The sequence below is a fragment of the Halomicrobium urmianum genome (assembly GCF_020217425.1).
In the GTDB taxonomy this organism is placed as follows: Archaea; Halobacteriota; Halobacteria; order Halobacteriales; family Haloarculaceae; genus Halomicrobium; species Halomicrobium urmianum.
The window spans coordinates 1,746,145-1,767,508 of the sequence record NZ_CP084090.1; the positions used below are offsets into that span (position 1 = coordinate 1,746,145).

Annotated in this window: 23 protein-coding genes; 7 read left to right on the top strand and 16 right to left on the bottom strand. The window is 69.6% G+C overall.

The window, feature by feature from the left end; genetic code table 11:
- Positions 1-33 precede the first annotated feature (33 nt).
- A complete protein-coding gene (locus LCY71_RS08485) occupies positions 34-348 on the top strand; it encodes a cupin domain-containing protein (protein ID WP_373325124.1) in 315 nt (104 codons plus the stop codon).
- Positions 349-628: 280 nt separating this feature from the next.
- On the opposite strand, the gene LCY71_RS08490 is transcribed toward LCY71_RS08485, so the two are convergent.
- The 3 genes from LCY71_RS08490 to LCY71_RS08500 all read right to left on the bottom strand — a co-directional run bounded on the left by LCY71_RS08490 (position 629) and on the right by LCY71_RS08500 (position 4,596).
- A complete protein-coding gene (locus LCY71_RS08490) occupies positions 629-1,291 on the bottom strand; it encodes a cohesin domain-containing protein (RefSeq protein WP_225332728.1) in 663 nt (220 codons plus the stop codon).
- A gap of 328 nt (positions 1,292-1,619) precedes the next feature.
- Positions 1,620-3,296 (bottom strand): thermosome subunit alpha, encoded by a 1,677-nt coding sequence (gene thsA / locus LCY71_RS08495; protein ID WP_225335895.1) that lies wholly within the window; start codon positions 3,294-3,296, stop codon positions 1,620-1,622.
- Positions 3,297-3,510: 214 nt separating this feature from the next.
- Entirely contained in the window at positions 3,511-4,596 is a 1,086-nt protein-coding gene (locus LCY71_RS08500) for an ATP-binding protein (protein WP_225332729.1), read from the bottom strand.
- A 160-nt stretch (positions 4,597-4,756) separates the two neighbouring features.
- On the opposite strand from LCY71_RS08500, the gene LCY71_RS08505 reads away from it, so the two are divergent.
- Positions 4,757-4,921 carry a hypothetical protein gene (locus LCY71_RS08505; protein WP_225332730.1) on the top strand — a complete coding sequence of 55 codons (165 nt, stop codon included), beginning with the start codon at positions 4,757-4,759 and terminating at the stop codon, positions 4,919-4,921.
- Between the two features lie 27 nt (positions 4,922-4,948).
- Here LCY71_RS08505 and LCY71_RS08510 read toward each other — a convergent pair whose 3' ends face one another.
- Both LCY71_RS08510 and LCY71_RS08515 read right to left on the bottom strand, forming a co-directional pair.
- Positions 4,949-5,497 carry a KH domain-containing protein gene (locus LCY71_RS08510; RefSeq protein ID WP_225332731.1) on the bottom strand — a complete coding sequence of 183 codons (549 nt, stop codon included), beginning with the start codon at positions 5,495-5,497 and terminating at the stop codon, positions 4,949-4,951.
- A gap of 106 nt (positions 5,498-5,603) precedes the next feature.
- A complete protein-coding gene (locus LCY71_RS08515) occupies positions 5,604-6,845 on the bottom strand; it encodes a tryptophan--tRNA ligase (protein ID WP_225332732.1) in 1,242 nt (413 codons plus the stop codon).
- A 349-nt stretch (positions 6,846-7,194) separates the two neighbouring features.
- Here LCY71_RS08515 and LCY71_RS08520 point away from each other — a divergent pair, with 349 nt between their 5' ends.
- Positions 7,195-7,485: a hypothetical protein gene (locus tag LCY71_RS08520; protein WP_225332733.1), complete on the top strand. Its 291-nt coding sequence runs from the start codon at positions 7,195-7,197 to the stop codon at positions 7,483-7,485.
- 33 nt (positions 7,486-7,518) lie between these two features.
- On the opposite strand, the gene rio1 is transcribed toward LCY71_RS08520, so the two are convergent.
- Together rio1 and eif1A are read right to left on the bottom strand one after the other, a co-directional pair.
- Positions 7,519-8,385 carry a serine/threonine-protein kinase Rio1 gene (rio1, locus tag LCY71_RS08525; protein ID WP_225332734.1) on the bottom strand — a complete coding sequence of 289 codons (867 nt, stop codon included), beginning with the start codon at positions 8,383-8,385 and terminating at the stop codon, positions 7,519-7,521.
- 36 nt (positions 8,386-8,421) lie between these two features.
- Positions 8,422-8,709 (bottom strand): translation initiation factor eIF-1A, encoded by a 288-nt coding sequence (eif1A, locus tag LCY71_RS08530; protein WP_225332735.1) that lies wholly within the window; start codon positions 8,707-8,709, stop codon positions 8,422-8,424.
- Positions 8,710-8,808: 99 nt separating this feature from the next.
- Between eif1A and LCY71_RS08535 the strand changes: the two genes are divergently transcribed.
- Positions 8,809-9,258, top strand: a complete 450-nt coding sequence (locus LCY71_RS08535) for an SCP2 sterol-binding domain-containing protein (RefSeq protein WP_225332736.1) — start codon at positions 8,809-8,811, stop codon at positions 9,256-9,258.
- On the opposite strand, the gene LCY71_RS08540 is transcribed toward LCY71_RS08535, so the two are convergent.
- Positions 9,255-9,635: a DUF7344 domain-containing protein gene (locus tag LCY71_RS08540; protein ID WP_225332737.1), complete on the bottom strand. Its 381-nt coding sequence runs from the start codon at positions 9,633-9,635 to the stop codon at positions 9,255-9,257. The genes LCY71_RS08535 and LCY71_RS08540 overlap by 4 nt on opposite strands.
- Positions 9,636-9,832: 197 nt before the next feature.
- On the opposite strand from LCY71_RS08540, the gene LCY71_RS08545 reads away from it, so the two are divergent.
- Positions 9,833-10,036, top strand: a complete 204-nt coding sequence (locus LCY71_RS08545; RefSeq protein ID WP_225332738.1) for a DUF7470 family protein — start codon at positions 9,833-9,835, stop codon at positions 10,034-10,036.
- A gap of 96 nt (positions 10,037-10,132) precedes the next feature.
- Here the strand turns inward: LCY71_RS08545 and fer are convergent, their stop codons facing one another.
- From fer to LCY71_RS08565, 4 genes are all read right to left on the bottom strand, one after another.
- Positions 10,133-10,795, bottom strand: coding sequence for a ferredoxin Fer (gene fer / locus LCY71_RS08550; protein ID WP_225332739.1), 663 nt, complete (start codon positions 10,793-10,795; stop codon positions 10,133-10,135).
- Between the two features lie 199 nt (positions 10,796-10,994).
- On the bottom strand, positions 10,995-12,983 hold the full coding sequence (locus LCY71_RS08555) for a DUF460 domain-containing protein (RefSeq protein WP_225332740.1): 1,989 nt from the start codon (positions 12,981-12,983) through the stop codon (positions 10,995-10,997).
- 68 nt (positions 12,984-13,051) lie between these two features.
- A complete protein-coding gene (locus LCY71_RS08560) occupies positions 13,052-13,969 on the bottom strand; it encodes a polysaccharide deacetylase family protein (RefSeq protein ID WP_225332741.1) in 918 nt (305 codons plus the stop codon).
- Between the two features lie 51 nt (positions 13,970-14,020).
- Positions 14,021-14,389, bottom strand: a complete 369-nt coding sequence (locus LCY71_RS08565; RefSeq protein WP_225332742.1) for a VOC family protein — start codon at positions 14,387-14,389, stop codon at positions 14,021-14,023.
- A 191-nt stretch (positions 14,390-14,580) separates the two neighbouring features.
- Between LCY71_RS08565 and LCY71_RS08570 the strand changes: the two genes are divergently transcribed.
- Positions 14,581-15,552, top strand: coding sequence for an aldo/keto reductase (locus LCY71_RS08570; RefSeq protein WP_225332743.1), 972 nt, complete (start codon positions 14,581-14,583; stop codon positions 15,550-15,552).
- A gap of 72 nt (positions 15,553-15,624) precedes the next feature.
- Here the strand turns inward: LCY71_RS08570 and LCY71_RS08575 are convergent, their stop codons facing one another.
- Positions 15,625-16,314, bottom strand: coding sequence for a class I SAM-dependent methyltransferase (locus LCY71_RS08575; protein ID WP_225332744.1), 690 nt, complete (start codon positions 16,312-16,314; stop codon positions 15,625-15,627).
- A 254-nt stretch (positions 16,315-16,568) separates the two neighbouring features.
- Here LCY71_RS08575 and LCY71_RS08580 point away from each other — a divergent pair, with 254 nt between their 5' ends.
- The gene (locus LCY71_RS08580; RefSeq protein WP_225332745.1) at positions 16,569-17,453 is read left to right on the top strand and encodes a hypothetical protein; all 885 of its coding nucleotides are present in this window, start codon (positions 16,569-16,571) and stop codon (positions 17,451-17,453) included.
- 253 nt (positions 17,454-17,706) lie between these two features.
- On the opposite strand, the gene LCY71_RS08585 is transcribed toward LCY71_RS08580, so the two are convergent.
- The 3 genes from LCY71_RS08585 to LCY71_RS08595 form a co-directional block, all read right to left on the bottom strand.
- Positions 17,707-19,227, bottom strand: a complete 1,521-nt coding sequence (locus LCY71_RS08585) for a cyclase family protein (RefSeq protein WP_225332746.1) — start codon at positions 19,225-19,227, stop codon at positions 17,707-17,709.
- A gap of 206 nt (positions 19,228-19,433) precedes the next feature.
- A complete protein-coding gene (locus LCY71_RS08590) occupies positions 19,434-20,303 on the bottom strand; it encodes a PhzF family phenazine biosynthesis protein (protein WP_225332747.1) in 870 nt (289 codons plus the stop codon).
- Between the two features lie 53 nt (positions 20,304-20,356).
- Entirely contained in the window at positions 20,357-21,316 is a 960-nt protein-coding gene (locus LCY71_RS08595; protein WP_225332748.1) for an alpha/beta fold hydrolase, read from the bottom strand.
- Positions 21,317-21,364: the final 48 nt, after the last annotated feature.

A 21,364-nucleotide genomic window follows, 5' to 3' on the forward strand; every position in this document is an offset into this window, starting at 1 on the left:
CGCACTTTGCCGAGGCGGACGAGCAACCGCGTGATGGCATCCAAAGTCAACTACGAGGATGTCGACCCGGTCAGTGAGGGACTGCACTTCCTGCGCGACCCGCTGGAGGCGGAGAACCTGGGCGTGTCGGTGCTGGACGTGCCCGCGGACTGGTCCGGCATGGCCCACGACCACGCCGACGAGGGCCAAGAAGAAATCTACGTCCTCGTCGAGGGGTCGGCCACGGTCACCGTCGAGGGCGAGGCGATCGAGATGGAGCCGGGCGACGCGCTCCGGCTCGCACCGGACGAGGAGCGGCAGGTCGAGACGGACGAGGACACCGTCTTCGTCCTCGCCGGCGCGCCGTAGCGACCGCGGCCCGTCGTCTCTACCGAGACGAGCGACCGGAACGGACCGGCCGCTCAGTCCGCGCCGTGGCGCGGCAGGAAGCCACAGCTCGCGCAGCCGTTGTGCTTCGTAGTCTGGTAGCTCAACTCCCGGCCGCAGTTCAGACAGGTGTAGGTGTTGTGTTCCATCGCGTGACTGTCGGCGACGGGCACAAAAGAACATTCCGTGAGTCTCGTTCACGCGGAGCGCGAGCCCTCGCTCCGCGACGCGTCCGGCGAGAAACGAGGGCTCGCCCGCGGTCCTACGCCCTGCGCTTCGCGATCAGGCTGCCGGCCACGAGCGCGAAGAGAGCGACGATCTTGGTGAACCCGGGTCCGGAGCCGCTGGTCGTGGTTGACCCGGCCGTCTCGTCCGACGTCTGCACGTCCCCGACGGTCACGGAGCCGTTCTCGACGGCGGGTTCGACGTCGCCCCCGTCGTCGTTGTCGACGCCGTCGACGGTCGCTTCGATGGCCGTCGAGCCGTCCGCCTCGCCGCGCACCGTGACCGTCGCGAAGGTCACGTCCGAGGCGTCGGACTGGACGCTCTCCCCGAGGTCGGCGACGAGCAGGACCGCGGTCGATCCGTCCGAGGTGACCCCGCTGCTGCCGCCGGGCGAATCGAAGGGTTCACCCAGCGAGACGTTCGTCACCGTCGCCACCGACGGGTCGGCGACGCTCACGTTCACGTCGAACCCGGCGACGCCCTTCGGCGCGCTGTCGAGCGTGACGGCGACGGCGGACGTCTCGCCGGGATCGACCGACGCGTCACCGACGCTGAGAACGGGCCCGTCGGACTGCGCGCCGACGACCGCCGTCCCGGCGACTGTCGCGCCGAACGCGACTACTGCGACGATCGCGGCCGTCGTGAGCGCGCGCCGTGCGTTCGTTCCCCCAACCGTTCGTGTCGGTAGTCCCCCAACCATATCTGTGCGACTTGATAGACTAGTATATAAGTCGTCGGTAGTTGAAAGATGACGAACCGGAGAGCGACGACCGGATAGCGGGCGAGTGACGAGTATTCGGGGCCGGACTTCGAAGGGTCGTCGCGGACAGCGGTCGCTGTGGCAGTCGGCGACGAGAAAAACCGCAGTCGGTTCGGTCGCGGGCCGATTCGGTCAGGCGGTGTGGCGGACGGTGTCGACGGCCGAGTTCACTGCTCGCGGGCCGGAGGCCCGCTCGCCTTTCTGAGGTCTTCGCGTTGCTCAGACCTCGCTGTTCCTCACGGGTCGCTCCCAGAGGCCGCGACCGCTCCTACATCATGCCGCCCATGCCACCGCCCATGCCGCCCATGCCGCCGCCCATGCCGCCGGGCGCGCCGCCGGGGCCGCCAGCGCCTTCGTCCTCGTCGTCGTCGCCGGCGCCGCCCTTCAGGTCGCCCGCGGCGATGACGTCGTCGATGCGGAGGATCATCACGGCGGCCTCCGTCGCGGACTCGACGGCCTGCGTCTTGACGCGCAGGGGCTCGACGACGCCGTCCTCGTTCATGTCGACGACCTCGCCGGTGTAGGCGTCGAGGCCGGCGGACGTGTCGCCGCCGTCGTGCTTGCTGCGCAGGTCGACCAGCGAGTCGATGGGGTCGAGACCGGCGTTCTCGGCGAGCGTGCGCGGGACGACGTCGATGGCGTCCGCGAAGGCCTCGATGGCCAGCTGCTCGCGGCCGCCGACGGAGTCAGCGTGGTCGCGCAGGCCCAGCGCGAGCTGGGTCTCGGGCGCGCCGCCACCGGGCAGGACCTTGCCGTCCTCCAGCGTGGCGGCCACGACGCCCAGCGAGTCCTCGATGGCGCGCTCGACCTCGTCGGCGACGTGCTCGGTGCCGCCGCGGAGGATGAGCGTGACGGACTTCGCGTCCTCGATCTCCTCGACGAAGATGCGCTCGTCGCCGCCGACGTCCTTCTGGGCGACGGAGCCGGCGTAGCCGAGGTCCTCCTCGGTGATGTCGTCGACGTTGGAGACGATGCGAGCGTCCGTGGCCCGCGAGAGCGCCTCGATGTCGGACTTCTTGGCCCGGCGCACCGCCAGGATGCCCTCCTGAGCGAGGTAGTGCTGGGCCATGTCGTCGATGCCCTTCTGCGTGATGACGACGTCGGCGCCGCTCTCGGCTATCTGGTCGACCATCTCCTGGAGCTGCTGCTCCTCCTGGTCGAGGAACTGCTGGAGCTGGTCGGGGTCGGTGACGTTGACCTCGGTGTCCAGCTCGGTCTCGGGCACCTCGATGGCGGTGTTGAGCAGCGCCACGTCGGCGTCCTCGACGGCGTAGGGCATGTTCTCGTGGACGCGCTCCTTGTCGATGATGACGCCCTCGACGAGCTCGGACTCGTCGATGGAGCCGCCGACGACCGTCTCGATCTGGATGTTGTCGGTGTCGACGACGCCGTCGTCGGCGACGGACTGGGCGGCGCGGACGACGAGCTCGGCGAGGACGTCCTTCGCGGACTCTGCGCCCTTGCCGGTCATCGCCGTGGCGGCGACCTTCTCGAGTTGCTCGGTGTCCTCGGGCGTGACCTCGATGGCCTGCTCCTCGAGGATCTCCTTGGCCTTCTCGGCGGCCTGGCGGTACCCCTGCGCAAGGATTGTGGCGTGGATGTCCTGGTCGAGGAGCTCCTCGGCCTTCGAGAGGAGTTCACCGGCGATGACGACCGCCGTCGTCGTGCCGTCGCCCACCTCGTCCTCCTGGGTCTGGGCGACCTCGACGATCATGTTGGCGGCCGGGTGCTCGATGTCCATCTCGTCGAGGATGGTGACGCCGTCGTTCGTGACGACGACGGAGCCCATGTCGTCGACGAGCATCTTGTCCATGCCCTTCGGACCGAGCGTGGTCCGAACGGCCTCGGCGACGGCTTGGGAGGCCGTGATGTTCATCGACTGCGCGTCCTTGCCGGAGGTCCGCTGGGACTCCTCCGACAGTACAAGCATGGGCTGATTACCCATCTGGCGCTGACTCATAGTCACTCGAAGGATTGAATGTGATTCTATATAAAAATACCGGTCCCGGAACGATCATCCACCCACAGGACGTCGGACGCGCCCCCCGCTCGGCGGCCGGTACGAGCTGTTTAAGTGGTATCTCTCCCCGTCTCCCCCACCGCCGCGCTCACCCCACCGGCCGCGGTGCGGGCGCCGTCCCATGCCACCCGCGACGGTGCTATCGCTCCATGCCGAACCGGCCGTGGCGGAGTTCCGGCGTCACGTTGATCCGCTCGACGTCCCGGCCGGTGCGGTACCAGACGAACGCCGCACGCGTGAACAGCTCCCGGCACTCGAGGCGGACCTCGCGGGGATTGCCCCCGGTCCGCTCGTGGACGTCGGCGATCGCCGCCGACGTGAACAGGTCCTGCGAGCCGCCGCCGTACTCCTCCCCCCGGAAGTACGCCAGCGACCGGGCGACGTACTCGTCGACGTCCTCGAGCCCGAATGGCTCGATCCCCTCGTAGTAGCGCAGCCGCGAGTCCAGCGTCGCCTTCACGTCCGAGAGCCGCTCCTTGCCGGCCGGCGTCCCGCTGACGAACAGCCTGACGCCGGCGTCACCGGTCACCTGCAGCGCCGACAGCAGGTCCTCCAGCTCGTCGATCAGCACGAGCAGCGTCACGCCGTCCTCGCGGGCGGCATCGGCCACTTCCCCCACCGCGCGCTTGGCCTCCCCCGTGGCCCACGGGATGCCGTCGCGGACCTGCCAGTAGTCGTCCGGGTCGATCTCGTAGCCTGCCTCGGCCGCGGTCCGGAGCACCCGTTCGTACAGTGCCCGCGGCGTCGTCTCGAGCGGGTTGGTCACGCTCGCGACGGCGAATTCCTCCCACTGGCCGAGGTCGCGCTCGAGGATCTCCCGCAGCGCCGTCTTGCCCGTGCCGTAGGGGCTGATCTGGCCGATGTGCTGGTCCTGCAGCAGCCAGCTCGTGATCTGGTTGAGCAGGGTCCGGTCGTGGCGGACGTACAGCGGCTCGGGCATCCCGTCCCGGCCCGCCTCCTCGGTGAAGGGCAGGTCGCTCGCGTCGTCGGGATCGCCCCCCAGCGCCCGACCGAACGCGAGCAGCCGCTCCTCGACCTCCGCCATCTGGTCGAGGAGGACGCCCTCCTCGGTGGACCGGCGTCGCCGCTCGTCGTCGGTCCTGAGCTCCCGGAGCCTGTCGACGACCGCCTCGACGCGCTCGCCGTCCCCACCCCCGGGCTCTCCCTGTAGCTCAGTCGACGCGCTGTCCCCGCCCCGTCGTCTACCGGCGTCGTCCCCACTCATTGTGACCCCCGGCGATTGGGTACCATGGACTGATCCCCGTTAATACTTTGCGACCGTTCACGGCGGAATCGAAGGCGGGCAGCCGGTCGGCCGACAGGGTATCCGACGCCGACCCGCTTCCGGCGGGCGATTTAAGCGCGTCTCGGCCCTCGTATCGAACATGTCCTCCGCGACCCACTCCTGCACCTGCGGCGCGACCCTCCGGTACCGGCAGGACCTCGTCCGCGAGCAGTCCGGCCGCTACCCGACCTGGAAGTGCAAGGACTGCCTGACGCCCGTCCCGGGGACCGTCGCGGAGAAGATCAAACACCAGCACCCGTCTTGACGTCGACCGGAAGCGAAAAGCGAGCCGCTACCCGGGGAACTGGTGGTAGTTCAGATCGTTGGCCTTCATCTCGTTGTGGCGGCGCTCGAGGAACGAGTAGACGGAGCCGTGGGGCGCGCCGTCGAGGATCATCTCGGCGGCCTCGCGGACGGCGTCGACCTGCTCGGGCCCGCCGATGATGCCCAGCGTCGAGCCGTAGATGACGACGTCGGCGCCGGTCAGCTCCTCCATCAGCTCCCGGGTGCGCCCGCCCTCGCCGATGAGCCGGCCCTTCTGGCGGGTGAAGTCGTTGCGGTTACGGGTGGCGGCGTCGATGTCGACGACGTCGAGCATCATCATCTCGTCGTCCAGCAGGCGGAGGGCGTCCTCGGGGTTGAAGCCGCGGCCGATGGCCTTCACGACGTCCGGCCCCTTCAGCCCCTTGACGGGGTCGCCCACGGACTCGACCTTGACCGACCCGGTCTCCGAATCGATGTCGAGGCGGACCTCAGCGCGCTCCTCGATCTCGCGCATGGTCTCACCCCCCTCACCGATCAGCGCACCGATGCGGTCCTGCGGAATCTTCACGTGTTGCATAATATATTCGTCAGTAACGCGTGTGGGAAGTTAAGCCTTCGTCTGTGGGCTGGCCGGCCGTCGCGCGGTCCGTGAACGCCCCTCTGCGGGTTCGCGGCGGGCGGGTCTAGACCACCGTCGCGCCCAGCCGCGCCCGCTCCTCGTCGGTCAGTCGGTAGGGTGCCAGCTCCTCGGCCAGCGGCCCGAGCGCCGCGCGCCGCCGCTGGTGGTCCCGGAGGAACTCGCCGAGCCGCTCGGCGGCGATCTCTTTCAGTTCGCCGCTGAGTAGCTCGCCGTCGCGGTACTCCCTCGCGAGCCGTTCGACGCGCTCGTCGTCGGGCTCCAGGAAGTAATAGAGGAGCTGGTAGGCCACGTCGACTTCGGGGTCGCCGCCGTGCTCGCGGTGCTCGTCGACGTCGACGCGACCGCCGGAGTAGGTGTACTGCGCGATCTTGTCCCGCGCATCGTCGGGGTCGTCGGTCAACTCAATGCCCGGCGCGTCGTCCGAGGCACTCATCTTGCCCGGCCCGTCGAGGCTCGGCAGGAACTTGCCCAGGAGGGCACCCGGCTTCTGCACGTCGAAGGCCTCCTTGCCGGCGACGTCCCGGCACACCCGCACGTGGGGGTCCTGGTCGATGGCCACGGGGACCAGCGTCGGATGGGACCCGTGGAGCAACTGGGGCAGCAGCAGGTGGGTGGCCTGGACGGCGGGGTAGAACGACAGACCGACGTTCGGCGGCTCCCCGTAGGTCGCGTCGACCGTCGACTGCGTGACGCGCTTCGCGACGCGCGTCGCCGTCGGGTAGACGGCGTCCGCGTCGGGGCCGTCGATCACGAAGCGCGTCCGCTCCGGGTCGAAGCCCACCGCGAGCAGGTCCTTCAGGTTGTCCCGCGCGTGCTCGCGGATCTCGTCGCTTGACTGCTCCTTCAGGAGGTACTTCTCGTCGTCCGAGAGCGGGACGAACACGCGCGCGCCCGTCTCGTCCTGGATCCGCTTCGCGAGGTAGAACGGCATCACGTGGCCCAGGTGCATCGGTCCCGAGGGGCCGCGCCCCGTGACGATCGAGTGGGTCTCGCCCGCCTCGGCGGCGTCGAGGAACTGATCGACGTCCCGGCCGGCGTAGTAGATCCGCCGCCGGAGCAGCGGGTGGTCCGGGAAGCGCTCGACCTGTTCGTCGGTGAGGCGGTCCGCCCCGAACCGCTCCAGGAGCCTCCCGTAGTCGACCTCTCCCTCGACCGCGTAGGGCGTGACGGTGAAGTCGTCGTCCGCGGCGCTCGCTTCCGTGCCGGTCGGTCCGTTCGGGCCCCCGGCGCTGGCGTTCGCGTCGGTCGCGCTGGCTGTGCTGTCTGCGTCGTCGGCGTCTGTCATGCTGTCGTAACTGGTGGCTGTCGCTCGTGGATCGATACGCGCGAGGAAGCGAGTGAGCGCCGCGGCCGGCCGGCGCGGTTAGGCCGCGCCACCGCGACCGGCGACACTGTCCGCTCCCGGTGCCTGCCAGCGCCACGGCCACGCGGGAGCGGACGTCATCGATCCGTAGTAGTCGACCGGTCGACAAAACGCTGTCGCCTCGGCTCCTGCGGGGTCGACGCGCGCTGTGCTGTCGGAACGGGTCGGAAGCGACGTGCCAGGACAGGGAGCGCGCCCGGCCACAGGAAGATAACGGTTTTCCACAACCGCTATGGTTGTGTAGAGTTAACAACCAACAGAGGTGTCATGCATGTCCGTCCCCCGCGACAGCGGAGGGGAGCACCCGCGCGAGCCAGTGCGTTCCGAGACCACCTGGACGAATGCGGTCGGGCACTGTTCCTGCTGCCTGATCGGACTCGCCGTCGCAGCGGTCGTCGCCGCTTCGACGTACCCCGCTCTCGTCTCGCTCACCCGGCCGCTCGGGATGCTGTCGTCGACCGCGCTGCTCGTCGTCCTGATCGCTATCTGGCTCGCGATCTGGTCGTCCACCGAGATAGCGTGGGCGTGGCGAACGCAGCGAGCCGAGCGTGCTAACGGCTGATCCGCGGACGAACGCGGCTGGCCGCGACGGGATTCACTCCTCCCCGTCCTCGTCGGCGCGGGTGACGAAGTCGTAGAGGTCGTCGGCGGAGACGTCCATCCCCTGGCGGGCGAAGAAGCTCGCCACGTTCTCGCAGTCCCGCTCTAAGAACTCGTCGGCGTTGCCGTGGTGGACGGTGACGGCCTGGCCGAGGTCGATGACGTACAGCTCGCCGTCCTCGATGACGACGTTGTACTCCGAGAGGTCTCCGTGGACGAGGCCGGCGTCGTAGAGACGGCGCATGTACTCTCGGACGACCTCGAAGGCGGTCTCTGGATTTTCGATCTGGACCTCGCTGAGCCGGCGGGCGCGGTCGCCGTCGGTCTCGATGTACTCCATCACGAGGACGTTCCGCTCGACGGCGATGGGTTCGGGGGCGCGCACGCCGGCCCCGCGGGCGCGCTGGAGGTTGGCGAACTCCTTGCGGACCCACGCCGTCACCACTTGCTTCTTGTCGCTCCCGATGCCCTCGAAGCGGGGGTCGCCGTCGAGGTAGCCCCGCATGTCGGTGAAGTCGGAGGCGTTGATGCGGTAGACCTTGACGGCGACCTCGTGGTCGCCCGAGAGGGCGGTGTAGACGTTAGCCTCCTTGCCCGTCGAGATGGGGCCGCCGAAGGCGTCGATGTATCCGTCCTGGACTAGTTTGTAGAGGGCGCCGTAGGTGGCGTCGTCGAAGACGCTGGCCTCGACCTTGAACTGGTCGGCGTCCTTGATGCGCTTGCGGAACTCGCTGAACTCGCGGTCCCGCTTGCGGGCGATGCGGTCGGCCTCCGTGTCGCTGACGTCGATCTCCTCCCACTCGTCGCCGACGCCCTCGGCTTCCTCCTCGTCGAGGAGGCCGAACTCCGCCTCGTCGGTCATCGCTGTCCCCGGGCGAACGTGGCGATCATGCGGTGGCTACTCCTGGATGTGACCCTCCTCGCGCAACTGATCGGCCTCCTGCTTGTCGTAGCGCCAGGTGATGTCGGCCTTCTCGTCCTGCCAGTCCCACGGTTCGACGAGGACGACGTCGTCCTCCCGGATCCAGATGCGCTTCTGCATCTTGCCCGGGATGCGCGCAGTCCGTTCCGTCCCGTCCATGCACCGGACCTTCACGCGGTTGGCGCCGAGCATGTCCGTTACCACTGCGAACACCTCGTCGTCCTCCGGCATGCGGAGGTTCTTCCGTCCCTCGTTGTCGCTCATACCCGTGGGTTCGTCGGGGAGAGGTTTAAGGTTTGCAAACTCCGGAACCGGTCGGCACACCTCGCCGTCGGTCACCGGTTGCCGGCCGGGGACGTCGAGATGGCAAGTTCCAAGGCCCGGTCGGGCAAACGCCCGGCCGTGCCCCCGACGCTGCCCGACGAGGCCGACGCCTGGATCGCCGAGTGGCGCGACCGACTGGCCGACCGCGACACCTTCGCCGACGCCGCCGACGGCTTCACCGCGACGTTCCGCTTCGAGATCCGTCCCGACGACGCGTACGACGGCGACGTGGTCGTCCTCGCCCTCGACGTCGAGGGCGGGGTCCCCGTCGACGCCGGCGCGGATCTGTCGGTGGACGCCGACTTCACGCTCGCGGGGCCCTACGGGGCCTGGAAGGAACTGCTCCGCGACGAGCTCGACGTGACGGCGGCCGTCATGGGCGGCCCCTTCGACGTCGAGGGGCCCACTGCGACGCTCCTGACCCGCCGCGAGGCGGTCGCCGAGCTGGTCCGCGCCGCGCAGGCGACACCGGTCGAGTTTGCCGTCTAACGCCGCTCCACCGGTTCCGCGCACGTGCGGCCCGCGACCAGTTGCTCGGGGAGCCCGCCGGTCTCCTCGACGAGGCACTCGACGGCTGACCCGACCTCCGCGAAGGCCGGTCCGCGCCGCACCCGCAGCGGATCGGCCTCCCACTCGACGTAATCGCGCTCGGCCAGCACCGGCAGGTGAATGTGATGGAGCTGGACGCGAACGCTCTCCTCGCCGGGCACGTCGGCACGCTTCGCGATCGCCTCCGGTAGCTGTACCCATTCCTCCGGCGACGCCTCATTCAGGGCCAGTACTACGTGCCGTCGCAGCCCGGCGGACAGCGCGTGGAAGACGTCGTCCCACGCGTCGGCGGTCAGGCACAAACTGGTAGTCGACATGTGTGGTTATCACATGCATCCTGACGTTAAATCAGTTAGGCAATTGTTTACCGACATACATACAAAATAAAATACCAGTTTCGCGTCGGTGCCGTAGTCACGGGCGGACGTCGAGCACGGTCGCTCACCGGCGGCGGCAGCGCGTCGCGCGGTCCGTGACCGCAGTACTTACCTCGGTCCCGCCGCCGTCTCGTAGTATGCTGGACAAACTCGGAATCGCCGGCATCGCCGGCGTCCTGGTGATGCTCGCCGGTATCGCGCTCGTCGCGTGGCAGAACCTGATCCTGGCCGCGGGCCTGGCCTTCGTCGTGGCCGGCCTGGGCCTGATCGTCTACGGCATGGTGACCAACCTCCTCTCGGCGTTCGGCCTCGGCGGTGGCGGCATGGGCGGCATGCCCTGACTTCGGCCGACGGAACCGTACGGACTGGCGTCGTTCCTACCGAGACGACCGCCCGATTGAGGCCGGCCGACCCGAAAAGAGCTACACCAGTCCGTATCAGTCGCCGTGGGCCTGCTCGAACGGCCGCGGCGGCAGCAACAGGTCCTCCAGGTCGGGCAGGTGCTTGACGTTGTACAGCACCCGCAGTTCGTCGGTCGTCGGCTCGCCGTTACAGGAGAGGCTAAACCCCGCTTCGACCATCTCCTCCGGGAGGACGTGGTCGACTCGCATCGACAGGTCCCCCTCGACGACCAGCACGGCGCAGTTCGCGCAGGCGCCGCCCCGGCAGGCGAAGGGCCAGGCGTATCCGTGTCGCTCGGCCGCCTCCAGCAGCGACTCGTCGAACTCGGCCTCGAACTCGCCGTAGTCCTCCGCATCGAGGTCGGTCGCCGCGGCCGTCTCGAAGAGGTCCGGGTCGTCGATGGACCAGCCGTAGTCGTCCAGCACCGCGTAGTTGAGGTACTCCACCGTCGCCGCGTCCGGCTCGTCCGATTCCGGCTCCGCCGGCTCGGTTCCGTTCCGCCGGACCGCCTCGACTATCTCCTCGCCGCTCCCGTCGCCGTTCACGAGCGCCTCGTAAGCGCTCCTGACGCGCTGGAACTCCTCGGCAGTGCCGCCGTGGTCCGGGTGGGCCTCCTTGACCTGCTCACGGTAGGCGTCTCTGACCGTCTGCTCGTCGGCGCCGGGGTCGACGTCGAGAATCTCGTGCGGGGACGCCACGGGTGCGTGTAGTCGAATCGAGCGGTTAAGTATTCGCTTGGCGATCGCTCAATTGACGCGTCTCCCGTCAGTCACTCTCCCCGCGCTCGCGTGTCGCTCCCTGCGGTCGCTCCCGCTCGCGCGTTCGTGACCTAATGGCTCGCGGTTCACTGCGTTCACCGCTCGCCCAGTCGGAGGACTCCCTTCGGTCGTCCTCCCGTCAGTCGCTTTCACCGCGCTCCCCCGCGCGGTGCTCGGAGATGATCTTGTCGACCATCTCGGCGTTGCGCTCGCGGAGGCGCTCCTCGGCGCGCTCCTCCCAGTCCTCGATCGCCGCCTCGACCTCGCGCTCGCGGGCGACGGCGAGTTCGTCGACCTCCTGGACGGTCACCATGTCGGCGGAGGCGACGGGGATCTCGTGCTCGAAGAGGATCTCGTCGGCCGCGTCGGAGAGGCCGCCCGTCCGCAACACCAGCCGCGGGTTCACGTCTGCGAGCCGCTGTGCGGTCGATCGGCCGGCGCCCGAGGCGTCACGGAACATGACGATGTCGTCCTCGATCAGGCCGAACCGCTCGTCGGCGTCACGGAGGTCGTCCGTGGTGAACTGGTCGACCACCTTCACGGGGACCAGTCCCTCCTTCTTCTCGGAGACGTCGGCGAAGTTGGAGTGGTCGAGCTTCCACAGCGCCTTCAGCCGCTCGAGCTTGCCCTCCAGGTCCTCGCGGGCCCCACGCTCGGCCTCGAGCTTCTCCCCGAGCTCCTCCTTTTTCCGCCGGAGCTTCGTGACCTCGCGGTCCTTGCGGACCTCGCGGCGCTGGTCGCTGCGGGCGCGGGCGAGTTCGGTCTCCTGCTCCTCGATGCGGCGGTCCTTCTCCTCGATGGTCTCCTCCAGCGTCTCGACGTGGTTCTGGAGCCGCTCGACCTGCGTCCGGAGGCGCTTGATCTCCTTCTCCTCGTCGGTGAGCTCGCGGGGCTCGTGCTCGCCCGCGTCGTCGGCCTCGTCGTCGTCGCCGTCGTCGGCGAGGTCGGCCAGCACCGCCTCGACGGACTCCTCGCCGGCGACGACGCGGGCGGTCACCTCGCCGGTGTCGATCCGGGCGGGGACCTTGGCCGCGATCCGGTCGAACTGGTCCTCGTGGTCGTCGTAGGCCGACAGCGCCGCCGCCATGGCGTCGCGCTCGTGGTCGTTGTCGTAGGCCTCCTCGCGGGTCCGGTGTTGCTTCTCGTCGACCGGCAGATCCGAGGCGGGGACCCAGCCGGCGGCGTCGAACGACCGGCGCAGCTTCTCGACGGTCTCGGGCATCGGCGTCACGTCCGCGGCGACGACGACGGGGCGGCCGTGCTCGACGATCCACTCCGTCACGCCGGCGGTGTCCACGGTCCTGGAGGAGTAGACGTCGAGCACGGCGCCGTCCAGGCCCACGAGCGCGACCGCCGTCGTGGTGCCCGGATCGACGCCGACGATGACGTGATCCCGGCGCTTGGCCAGCGGGCGGAACTCGATGCCGTCCCGGCGCTCGCGCTCGATCTCCACGCGGACGTCGCCGTGGCGCCCGCGCGAGACGGGGATGTCCTCGGGGCGGGCCTCGACGGCGAAGACGGCGTTCGAGAAGCCGCCGTACTTCTCGGTCACGTCCGTCTCGTACTCCAGGCCGGCGTCGTCGAGTTCCGACTCGACCTCGCGGGCGCGGCGCTTGACCGCGCCGTGAATCCGGCGGGTGTAGCGGTCCTCGGACCAGCCCCCGCCGCCGCCCGTCGAGCGGCCCCGGGCGACCTTCACCGTCGTCGTGTCCGTGAAGGCCGAGACGACCTGCCCCACGTTCGCGGCGGCCAGCCGGGCCGACGCCTCGGCCTCTTTCATGGGATCCTTGCCGTAGGGCACGCCGTGGCGCGAGGCCACCCGCGAGAGCGGCTCCGGCCGCTCCGCGCCGGTCACCTGCACGAGCCGCGTTCCGTCCGGTAGCCCGCCGAGGAAGTGAATCAGGGCGTCCTTGTCCTCGGCCAGTTCGTACATGTTGTCCGTCGCGACGAGGCCCGGCCGCTCGTCCTCGATGCGCCGGCGGAGCTTCCGGTGGCTGACCACGTCCCGCTCGATCTCGTCCCCCTCGAAGACGACCAGCGCGTAGGACGGAGCCTCACCCCGGACGTCGCCGCTCTGGACGTCCACCCCGAAGACGACGTCGTCGAGTGCGCCGGTGCGTGCGTTCACGCGTCCCCCTTGATGGGCAGCGACTATAACCCCAACGCCGCCCGGGATAACCGAGTCACCGCGCGGTTTCAGTCCCCGAACGTCGTGACCGAGATCCCGCGCTCCCGGGCTTCCTCGACGACTGCCGCGACGCGCTCTGGCGGCACGGAGTCCCAGGCGCTGTGCCCAGCGAGGATCCCGACGCCCGCGAGCCCGGCGACCGCGTCGAGGTACGTCTCTATCTCCGGCATCGTCGCGTGCGTCGTCTGGAGGTAATACCGCCGCAGGTTCGTCCCCGGTGTCCCCGGCGGGTTCGGGAGCGACCGGACGCCGGCGTTGGGCAGCGCGTCGTAGTGCTCGGCGGCGATCTCCCAGGCCCGCGGGTCGGCGGCGTCGTAGGGGAACACGAACGTCGTCGGGTCGTAGCCCAGTTCTCGGAACTCCTCGCGCACGCCGACGATCTCGTCCCGCAGGAGCGCCTCGGCCGGCCGGAGGACGCTCTCGTCCGCGGCGTAGCGTCCGTCGATCAGTTCCTCGACCACGACGACGGGATCGCCGCTCCCGTCATCGACGGTGTCCGCGACGCGGACCTCCTCGCGGCTCGCGTGTCGCTCCCCGCGGTCGCTCCCGCTCGCCCGGTCCGAGGCGTTCCGCTGGTCGCCCTCGCTCTCGCCGACCAGTTCCATCTCGTCGCCCGCGACGACGGCGTGGGCCTCGCCGGGGAACACGTGGTCGTCGACGGGAATCTCGGTCTCGCCCGGCGCGACGTCCGCCCGCAGGCGACGGGCCTGCAGGAACCGGTGCTTCCGACCGTGGGCCGCTACCTCCCAGCCGTCGTCGGCGAGTTCCGCCAGCCGGTTGGCGTCGAGGTGGCCCTCCTCGCCGAGCCAGTCGGGCACGATGGCGAGGCAGGCCGGGACGCCGGCCTCGTCGAGCACGGGTCTGATCTGCTCGTAGTCGGCCGCGAACCCGTCGTCGAAGACGAGTACCAGCGCTGGTCCGTCCATGGGCGGCCGTCCGACGGGTCCGTCAAAAGCGTTGCTCAGGTCGCGGACGGCTCACAGTGGCTCGACGAACTCCACCGTGTACCCCTCGGGGTCCTCGACGAACGCCACGTAGGCGTCGGCCTCGTCGATGACGGTGGGCTCGGTCACCACCGAGCCGCCGAGGTCGACTGCCCGCTCGACGGTCTCCTCGACGTCGTCGACGGTCAGCGCGACGTGGTCGACGTCGGCGCGAGAGGGCGCGATGGGCGTCGTCCGGTCGGGGTCGTGCTTGAACTGGAGTTCCCCGTGCTCGCCGCCGACGTAGACGTTCTCGACGCCGTCCAGCGTGAACTCCCACTGCCGCTCGAGGCCGATGCCGGTGTAGAAGTCGACCGCGCGGTCCACGTCCGATACCCACAGCGCGACGTGTGCGACGTCCATGTGACGGCGTTCTCGTTCCCCTCTCATCACGCTACCGGATCGGCGGAGTGCTGTCGGTCCGTCCCGGTTTGACCGCCCGTAGTCGGGGCGATCGTACCGGAACGCGGCTCCAACCGCCCTCTCTGTTCAGCCGAGTCGTATAAGAAAACTGACGTCGGTATTATCTAACCCTCCCCCGATGGTCTGTGCGCATGGAGTACACCACCCTCGGCTCGACCGGCATCGAGGTCTCGAAGATCTGTCTGGGATGCATGAGCTTCGGCAGCGGTAACGAGTGGATGCTCGACCGCGACGAGAGCGAGGAGCTGATCGAGCGGGCCCTGGAACTGGGGATCAACTTCTTCGACACGGCGAACGTCTACTCGACGGGCGAGAGCGAGGAGATCCTCGGCGAGGTCCTCGCTGAGTACGATCGCGACGAGCAGGTCGTCGCGACCAAGGTCTACGGGGAGATGGGCGACGACCCGAACAAGCAGGGGCTCTCGCGGAAGGCCATCGAGCAGGAACTGGACCACTCGCTGGATCGCCTCGGCATGGACACGGTCGACCTCTACCAGATCCACCGCTGGGACTACGACACGCCCATCGAGACGACGCTGCGGGCGCTCGACGACGCCGTCCGCCGCGGCGAGGTCCGCCACGTCGGGGCCTCCTCGATGTACGCCCACCAGTTCCAGGAGGCGCTGCACGTCAGCGAGCGCGAGAACCTCGCCTCCTTCGAGACGATGCAGAGCCTCTACCACCTCACCTACCGCGAGGAGGAGCGCGAGATGTACCCCGTCTGTGAGAAGGAGGACGTGGGGATCATCCCGTGGAGCCCCCTGGGTGCCGGGTACCTCACCCGTCCCCACGAGGAGTTCGAGCGTACGACGCGGGGAGAGCACGAGAAGGGGGAGATCGGTCTGCCCTACGACGAAGGTCCCGGGAGCCAGGAGATCAACGAGCGCGTCCAGGAACTCGCTGCCGACAAGGGCGTCTCGATGGCCCAGATCGCGCTCGCCTGGCACTTCCACAACGACTACACCGACGCGCCGATCCTCGGCACCTCGAGCGTCGAGCACCTCGAAGACGCCGTCGAGGCGCTGGAGATCGACCTCTCAGAGTCGGACATGGAGTACCTCGCAGAGCCGTACCATCCCGTGGAGATCTACGGGTTCGAGTAGCGAGGTTCTGAGCGAAGCGAAGAACCTCGTAATAGCGAGCGGGAGCGACGCGCTAGGAACGAGGGGCGACCGTCACCCCGGCCGCGCCTCGATGCCCGTGATGATGCCCAGCGCCGCCGACCAGGCGCGCTCCACCTGCAGGTCGGACTCGGCGACGACCGCGAGCGGTTCCTGATTCCACCGGCAGGCGTGTTTCTCGAAGTGCGCGTCGGCGCGCCAGTCCTGGTAGCGCGCGACGAGGTCGACGTCGCTGCGCCCGTGTTCGAGCAGGAGGACGCGACCGTCGGGGTCGCAGACGCGGTTCATCTCGTTCAGGGCGGCGACGGGGCCGGGGAACGTGCACGTCGACAGCGACGAGATCACGGTGTCGAAGCTGTCGTCCGGGAAGTCGAGGTCCTGTGCGTCCATCTCGCGCACCTCGCCGTCGCGGCCGATCCGGTCGAGTTCGGCCCTCGCCTCGCGCAGCATGTCCGGGCTGACGTCGATCCCGACGTACTCCGCTGTCGGGGGGACGTAGCGCGCGTTCGTCCCCATCCCGCAGGCGACGTCGAGCACGCGGCCGGTGGCCCGCGCGAACGCCCGGCGGCGGTAGCGGCCGCTGAACAGCCGGTTGAGCCAGTCCGTCCGCGCCAGCAGGTCGATCTGGTCGGCGTAGACGTCCCTGATCTCCTCGACCGTCTTCGCTCGGCCGGACGCCCCCGGCCGCAACGGAGGATCCGGGGACGCGCCGGCGGCGTCGGTTTCGTGGTCGGATCTCGCCATCACGAGGGAGACGTCGTCCCGGAGGCCCCAATCAGTACCGCCGGCGATAGTGGGCTCCTTTAAATGGCATCGAGTGGTTGCGACGCGGCTGCTCGCCGTTTCGTCGCCGGAAAAATGCGTGGGAACCCGTCCGCGGCGACGTCCGCCCGTCGCTTGCCGCTACGCGGGTGACGGCTCGGCTCCGAGCGGGGTCTGTGCGGATCGTTGGACCGGCCCGCTCCGTCAGCGTCGGTCTACCGCTGCTGTCAGTACTGTTGGCTCTGCTGACCGCCCTGTTGACCGAGTTGCTGCTGACCGCTCCGCTGGCGGTACTGCAGGCCGCCGGACTGCTGGCCGCCGCTCTGCTGGCTGCCAGACTGCTGGCTCTGCTGCTGGCCGCCCTGGGACCCCTCCGGCAGGAATCGGCCGGTCTGGGGGTCGCGCGGGCGCTGCTCGGCGATGTCGTGCATGCGCTGGCGGAACTGCTGGGAGTGACGCCGGTCCTGCGTGCCCTGGTCGGCACCGCGACCCTGCTGGCCGAACTGCTGCTGCGAGGGCTGCTGTTGGGTCTGGGGCTGCTGTTGCATCTGCTGGCCGCCCTGTCGACTCTGCTGACCGTACTGCTGGCTCGGCTGCTGGCGACTCTGCGGTCCGCCGCCGAACTGCTGCTGGCTCGGCTGCTGGCTCGGCTGCTGGCGACTCTGCGGTCCGCCGCCGAACTGCTGCTGGCTCGGCTGCTGGCTCGGCTGCTGGCGACTCTGCGGTCCGCCGCCGAACTGCTGTTGGCTCGGCTGCTGGCGGCTCTGCTGCTGTCCGCCCTGCGATCCGCCGATCGGCAGGAACTGGCCGGTCTGGGGGTCGCGGGGCTGCTGGCGGGCCTGCTGGCTCCGCTGCTGGCGGAACTGCTGGGAATGACGCCGGTCCTGCGTGCCTTGGTCGGCACCGCGGCCCTGCTGGCCGGGGAAGCCCGCCTGCTGGCCCGCGGGCTGCTGGCTTTCGGGGACATAGCCCTGTTGCTGCTGGGGCTGCTGGTTCTGCTGGCTCTGCTGCTGTCTGCCTCGACCGAAGTTCTGGTTGCCGTGGGACATGGGTGGGTGATAACGTGCTGTCGGTGTACTCGTCGCCCGGTGCGAACCGGAGGTCTCAGCGAGACCTGTTAGTGCATAATTAACATGTGGACGAGTTTCTAGGCCTTGCACACGCAGTACAGTCATACGTCAATCGACCGGGCAGCGGGTAATCGCCAGAGGGGAGCGGTCCGATTCCGCCCTGCCAGCCGACCGCTGGCCGTTTGAGTCCCACGCGACTCCCGGTCGCGCGGTCCGTCGGGTCGCCCGACCGTCGCGGCGGGGCCGGGACGACCGGGTCGAAGGGCGACTGGAACCGGCCGCCGCTGGGCTGCGCGAATCGGGGCTATCCGTCAGCGCCGTCGCCGCTGCCCTGACTGGTCTCCGTTTCCTGTCCCGAACCGCCTCCGCCGTCCGGCCGCGACGGCTTGACGACGATCGGGTTGATCGGCGAGCCGTCCCCGCCGACGATCTTCAGCGGCGCGCCGGCGAACAGCATCCCGTAGACGCCGTCCTCGTCACAGCTCTCGGCCAGGTCGTCCAGCAGGAAGATCTCGTGGACCGGTATGCCGAGGTTCGTGATCAGCGCCGGGTGGTTTGGGTTGGTGACGAGGAACGGCTCGTCGAGCGTGACGCCGAGCGCGTCCTCGACGTCCCCGCGGAGCCCGTCGCTCAGGTCTTCCTGGGGGTCGACGTCCTCCGCGAGCACCTCGACGGCCAGGTTGTCCGCCGCGACGATCGGAATCTCGTTCTCGTGGATCCACTCGATGAGGTCCTCGCTGAAGCTGAGACCGGGCTCTTCGGTCGTCCACTCGGCCTCCGGGTCCAGCGTCTTCTCGGTGCCGCCCATACGGACGAGCAGGATGTCCCGCTGCTCGACGCTCACGCCCTGCGCCTCTGCCGTCGCCTGGAGGTGTTCGAGCTCGACGCCGACGCCCTGCGCCAGGCGCGTCCCGTCGACGTCCGACCGCTCGAGGTCGTCGGGCCCGTTCCGGCCGACGTCGAGCAGGACGGCGCGCCCGACGGCGCCGTGCTCGGCCTGCTTGGCAGCGCCGACCCGTCCCGCTTCCCACGTCCTGATGACGGGATGTTCGACCAGATCCGTCGAGAACGGGTCGTAGTCTTCGGGGACGGCCTCGAGGTCGTTCTCCGGATCGTCGGCCGGCCGGAGACCGCTCACGGGCGCGTCGTATTCGTGGGGCGTCGAGAGCGTGCTCGCCTCGAACCCGTTGTACAGGAGCCCCTGGCGCTCGTCGGCGAGCTCGTCCTGTCCGGGCCGTTTCTTCGTGTCGTACCAGACGTGCGCGAGAGCGTCGAGCTGTGCCGACCCCTGAAGGAACAGCCGCGTGATGAACGCGTCGTCGGAGAACTTCATCCCGCCCTCGAGGGGTTCGACGAACCCCTGCTCGTAGTGGCGGTCGTCCACGATCTGGTCGCGCCGCGCCGGTTCGCGCGTCGGAAAGAGCGGGTCGCCCGTCTCCGTCGGGTCACCCTCGTCCGGCGTCGGGATGGCCTCGCCCCTGTACGGGGGCTGAAGGGTGAATACCTCGATCTCGCCGGGGGACCCCTGCATCGCGGTCTGCATCCCGCGGAACGCCTGCTCCCCGTCGAGGTAGTTCAGCGTCCCGATCTCGTCGTCCTCGCCCCAGCGGCCCCAGTTGTCCGGTAGCCGCGAGAGGACCTCCGTCCAGATCTCGTTGACCGTCACGCCGGAGTCCTTGTACTCCTGGGCGGCGACCTGCTCGGGGAGGGTGACGCCCGCGACGCCGATCGACGCGGCGGCGGCCCACGCCCGGAGGACGCGCCGGCGGGTGGCGGCGGTGGCTATACTGCTGTCGTCCGAGTCGCTCGGTCGGTGGTCGCTCATGCTGCCTCGGTGAGTTCCAGTCCCGTTGACTGGGAGCCTCATCGTTCACGGCAGCCGACATTATCCCTAACTATTAATTGGGTTGTAATCGCGGCTCGATCGTTGCCAGATGCGTTCCTGTCGAGTGCGAGAACCGGGCCCGTACGGGGTCTGAGCGGCTGGTCAGTGCACGTGGCGAAGGTCCTGATAGAACGGTGGCACCACGCTCACAGCAACTCGCCGCGCGCGACGTCGACCACGCTCCCGCCGACCTCGACGTGGACGGGATCGTCCGCCTCGGCACGGAGGTGCAGTAGCGACGGCCGGCCCATCTCGTAGCCCTGCTCGACGCGGACGTCGACGGCGTCGCCGTCGCCGTGCCTGGCCAGGTAGGCGGCCAGACAGCCGTTCGAGGAGCCGGTGGCGGGGTCCTCGAGGACGCCGTAGTAGGGCGCGAACATGCGGTCGGCGACGTCGTTGGCGTCGTCGCGGGGATCGAAGCTGAACGCCAGCACGTTCTTCGCGTCGCGGTCGCCCGTGACCGCGTCGTAGGCCGCCCGATCGACGTCGATGCGTTCGAGGGCGGTGCGGTCGATCAGCGGGACGACGATCGTCGGCAGCCCCGTCGAGACGACCTGGGCTGGCCACCCGCGCTCGAGGTCGTCCGGTGACAGCCCCAGCACCTCGGCGAGGTCGTCGTGGTCGAGGCGGTCGCGGAACTCGGGCGGCCGCTGGGTCATCCACAGCGTCTCGGTCCCGTCTCGTTCCCTGACCTCGACGGGGACCTCGCCGACCTCGAGGTCCAGCACGACCTCGTCTGGTCGGTCGTCGGCGAGGTGCTCCCGGATAACGTCGGCCGTGCCCAGCGTCGGGTGGCCGGCGAAGGGGACCTCGGCCTCGGGCGTGAAGATGCGCACCGACCACGCGCCGTCGGTCGGCTCGCCGGTGACGAACGTCGTCTCGGAGAAGCCGATCTCGGCGGCGAAGTCCTGCATCTCGTCGTCGTCCAGACCGTCGGCGTCGGTCACGACGGCGAGCTGGTTGCCGGCGTACCGCTCGCGGGCGAACACGTCGACCAGGTGGAGGGGCGAGGACATGGCCCGCAGTGCGTTCGCGTGGCTGAAAACCGTTACCAAGCCGTGCGGGTGAATCACGCACCCTCGGCGTATCGATCGAGGACGGCGGCGCGGCTCCGCAGCAGCGCAGTCAGGTGGTCGTCGCCCTCCTGGACCGTGAGGTCGGCCTCGGGAAGGCGGTCACGGAGGTTCCGCGCGCTCGCGACGGGGACGTTCGCGTCGTCCGCGCCGTGGTGCAGGGACACCGGCGTCGAGACGCCGCCGAGCGACACGTCCCAGTCGGCGCCCATCAGGCGGGACTCCCGGACTGCGCCCGCTCGCTGACGCCCGACCGCCGCGACGAAGTCCCGCGCCACGACGTCGGCCACGGCGTCCGTGACGGCGTCTCCGGGGTCGCCGGTGGTGTACTGCGAGACGACGATTCCGGGCCGCCCGCGGTCGGCGATCCACGCCTGTGCGGCGAGCGCGCCCGCGAGCAGACGCGGCGTGGTCCGCGCCGTCGCACCGAGCAGGCGCTCGACGGCCGGCGTCGCCTCGTGTAGCGACGCGGGAGCCGCCCCCGAGACCAGGTCCACGCCGGCGACCCGGTCCGGCCGGTCCGCCGCCATCGCCAGCGCGTACGGGGCGCCGCCCGAGAACGCGATGACGCCCGCGGCCGCGACGCCGGCGTCGTCCAGCACCGGGATCAGGAACGCGGGGGCGTCCGCCGGCGACCGGCCCGGACGCGGGGCGGACTCGCCGTAGCCCGGCCGGTCGGGCGCGAGCACCCGGACCCCGCGGCGGCGCGCCTCGTCGTCGTAGAGGCGCCCGAGGACCCGCGACCCGGGCGTCCCGTGGAGGAACAGGACCGGAGCGCCGTCCGGGTCCCCGTACTCGGCGTACGCTATCGGACCGGCGGTAGTGTCGACCGTCAGCGGCCGCCCGCCGGCGGTTTCTGACGCGTCGGCATCCCGGCCGGCCGGCGCGTCGGCACCGCTCGCTCGCGACCCCGCTGCTCGCTCCCGGTCGGCTCGCCGCTGCGCACCGTCGCTCATGACCGGGGGTTCGACCGCGGCGCCGACGGTCGTTGCTCCGGATACATC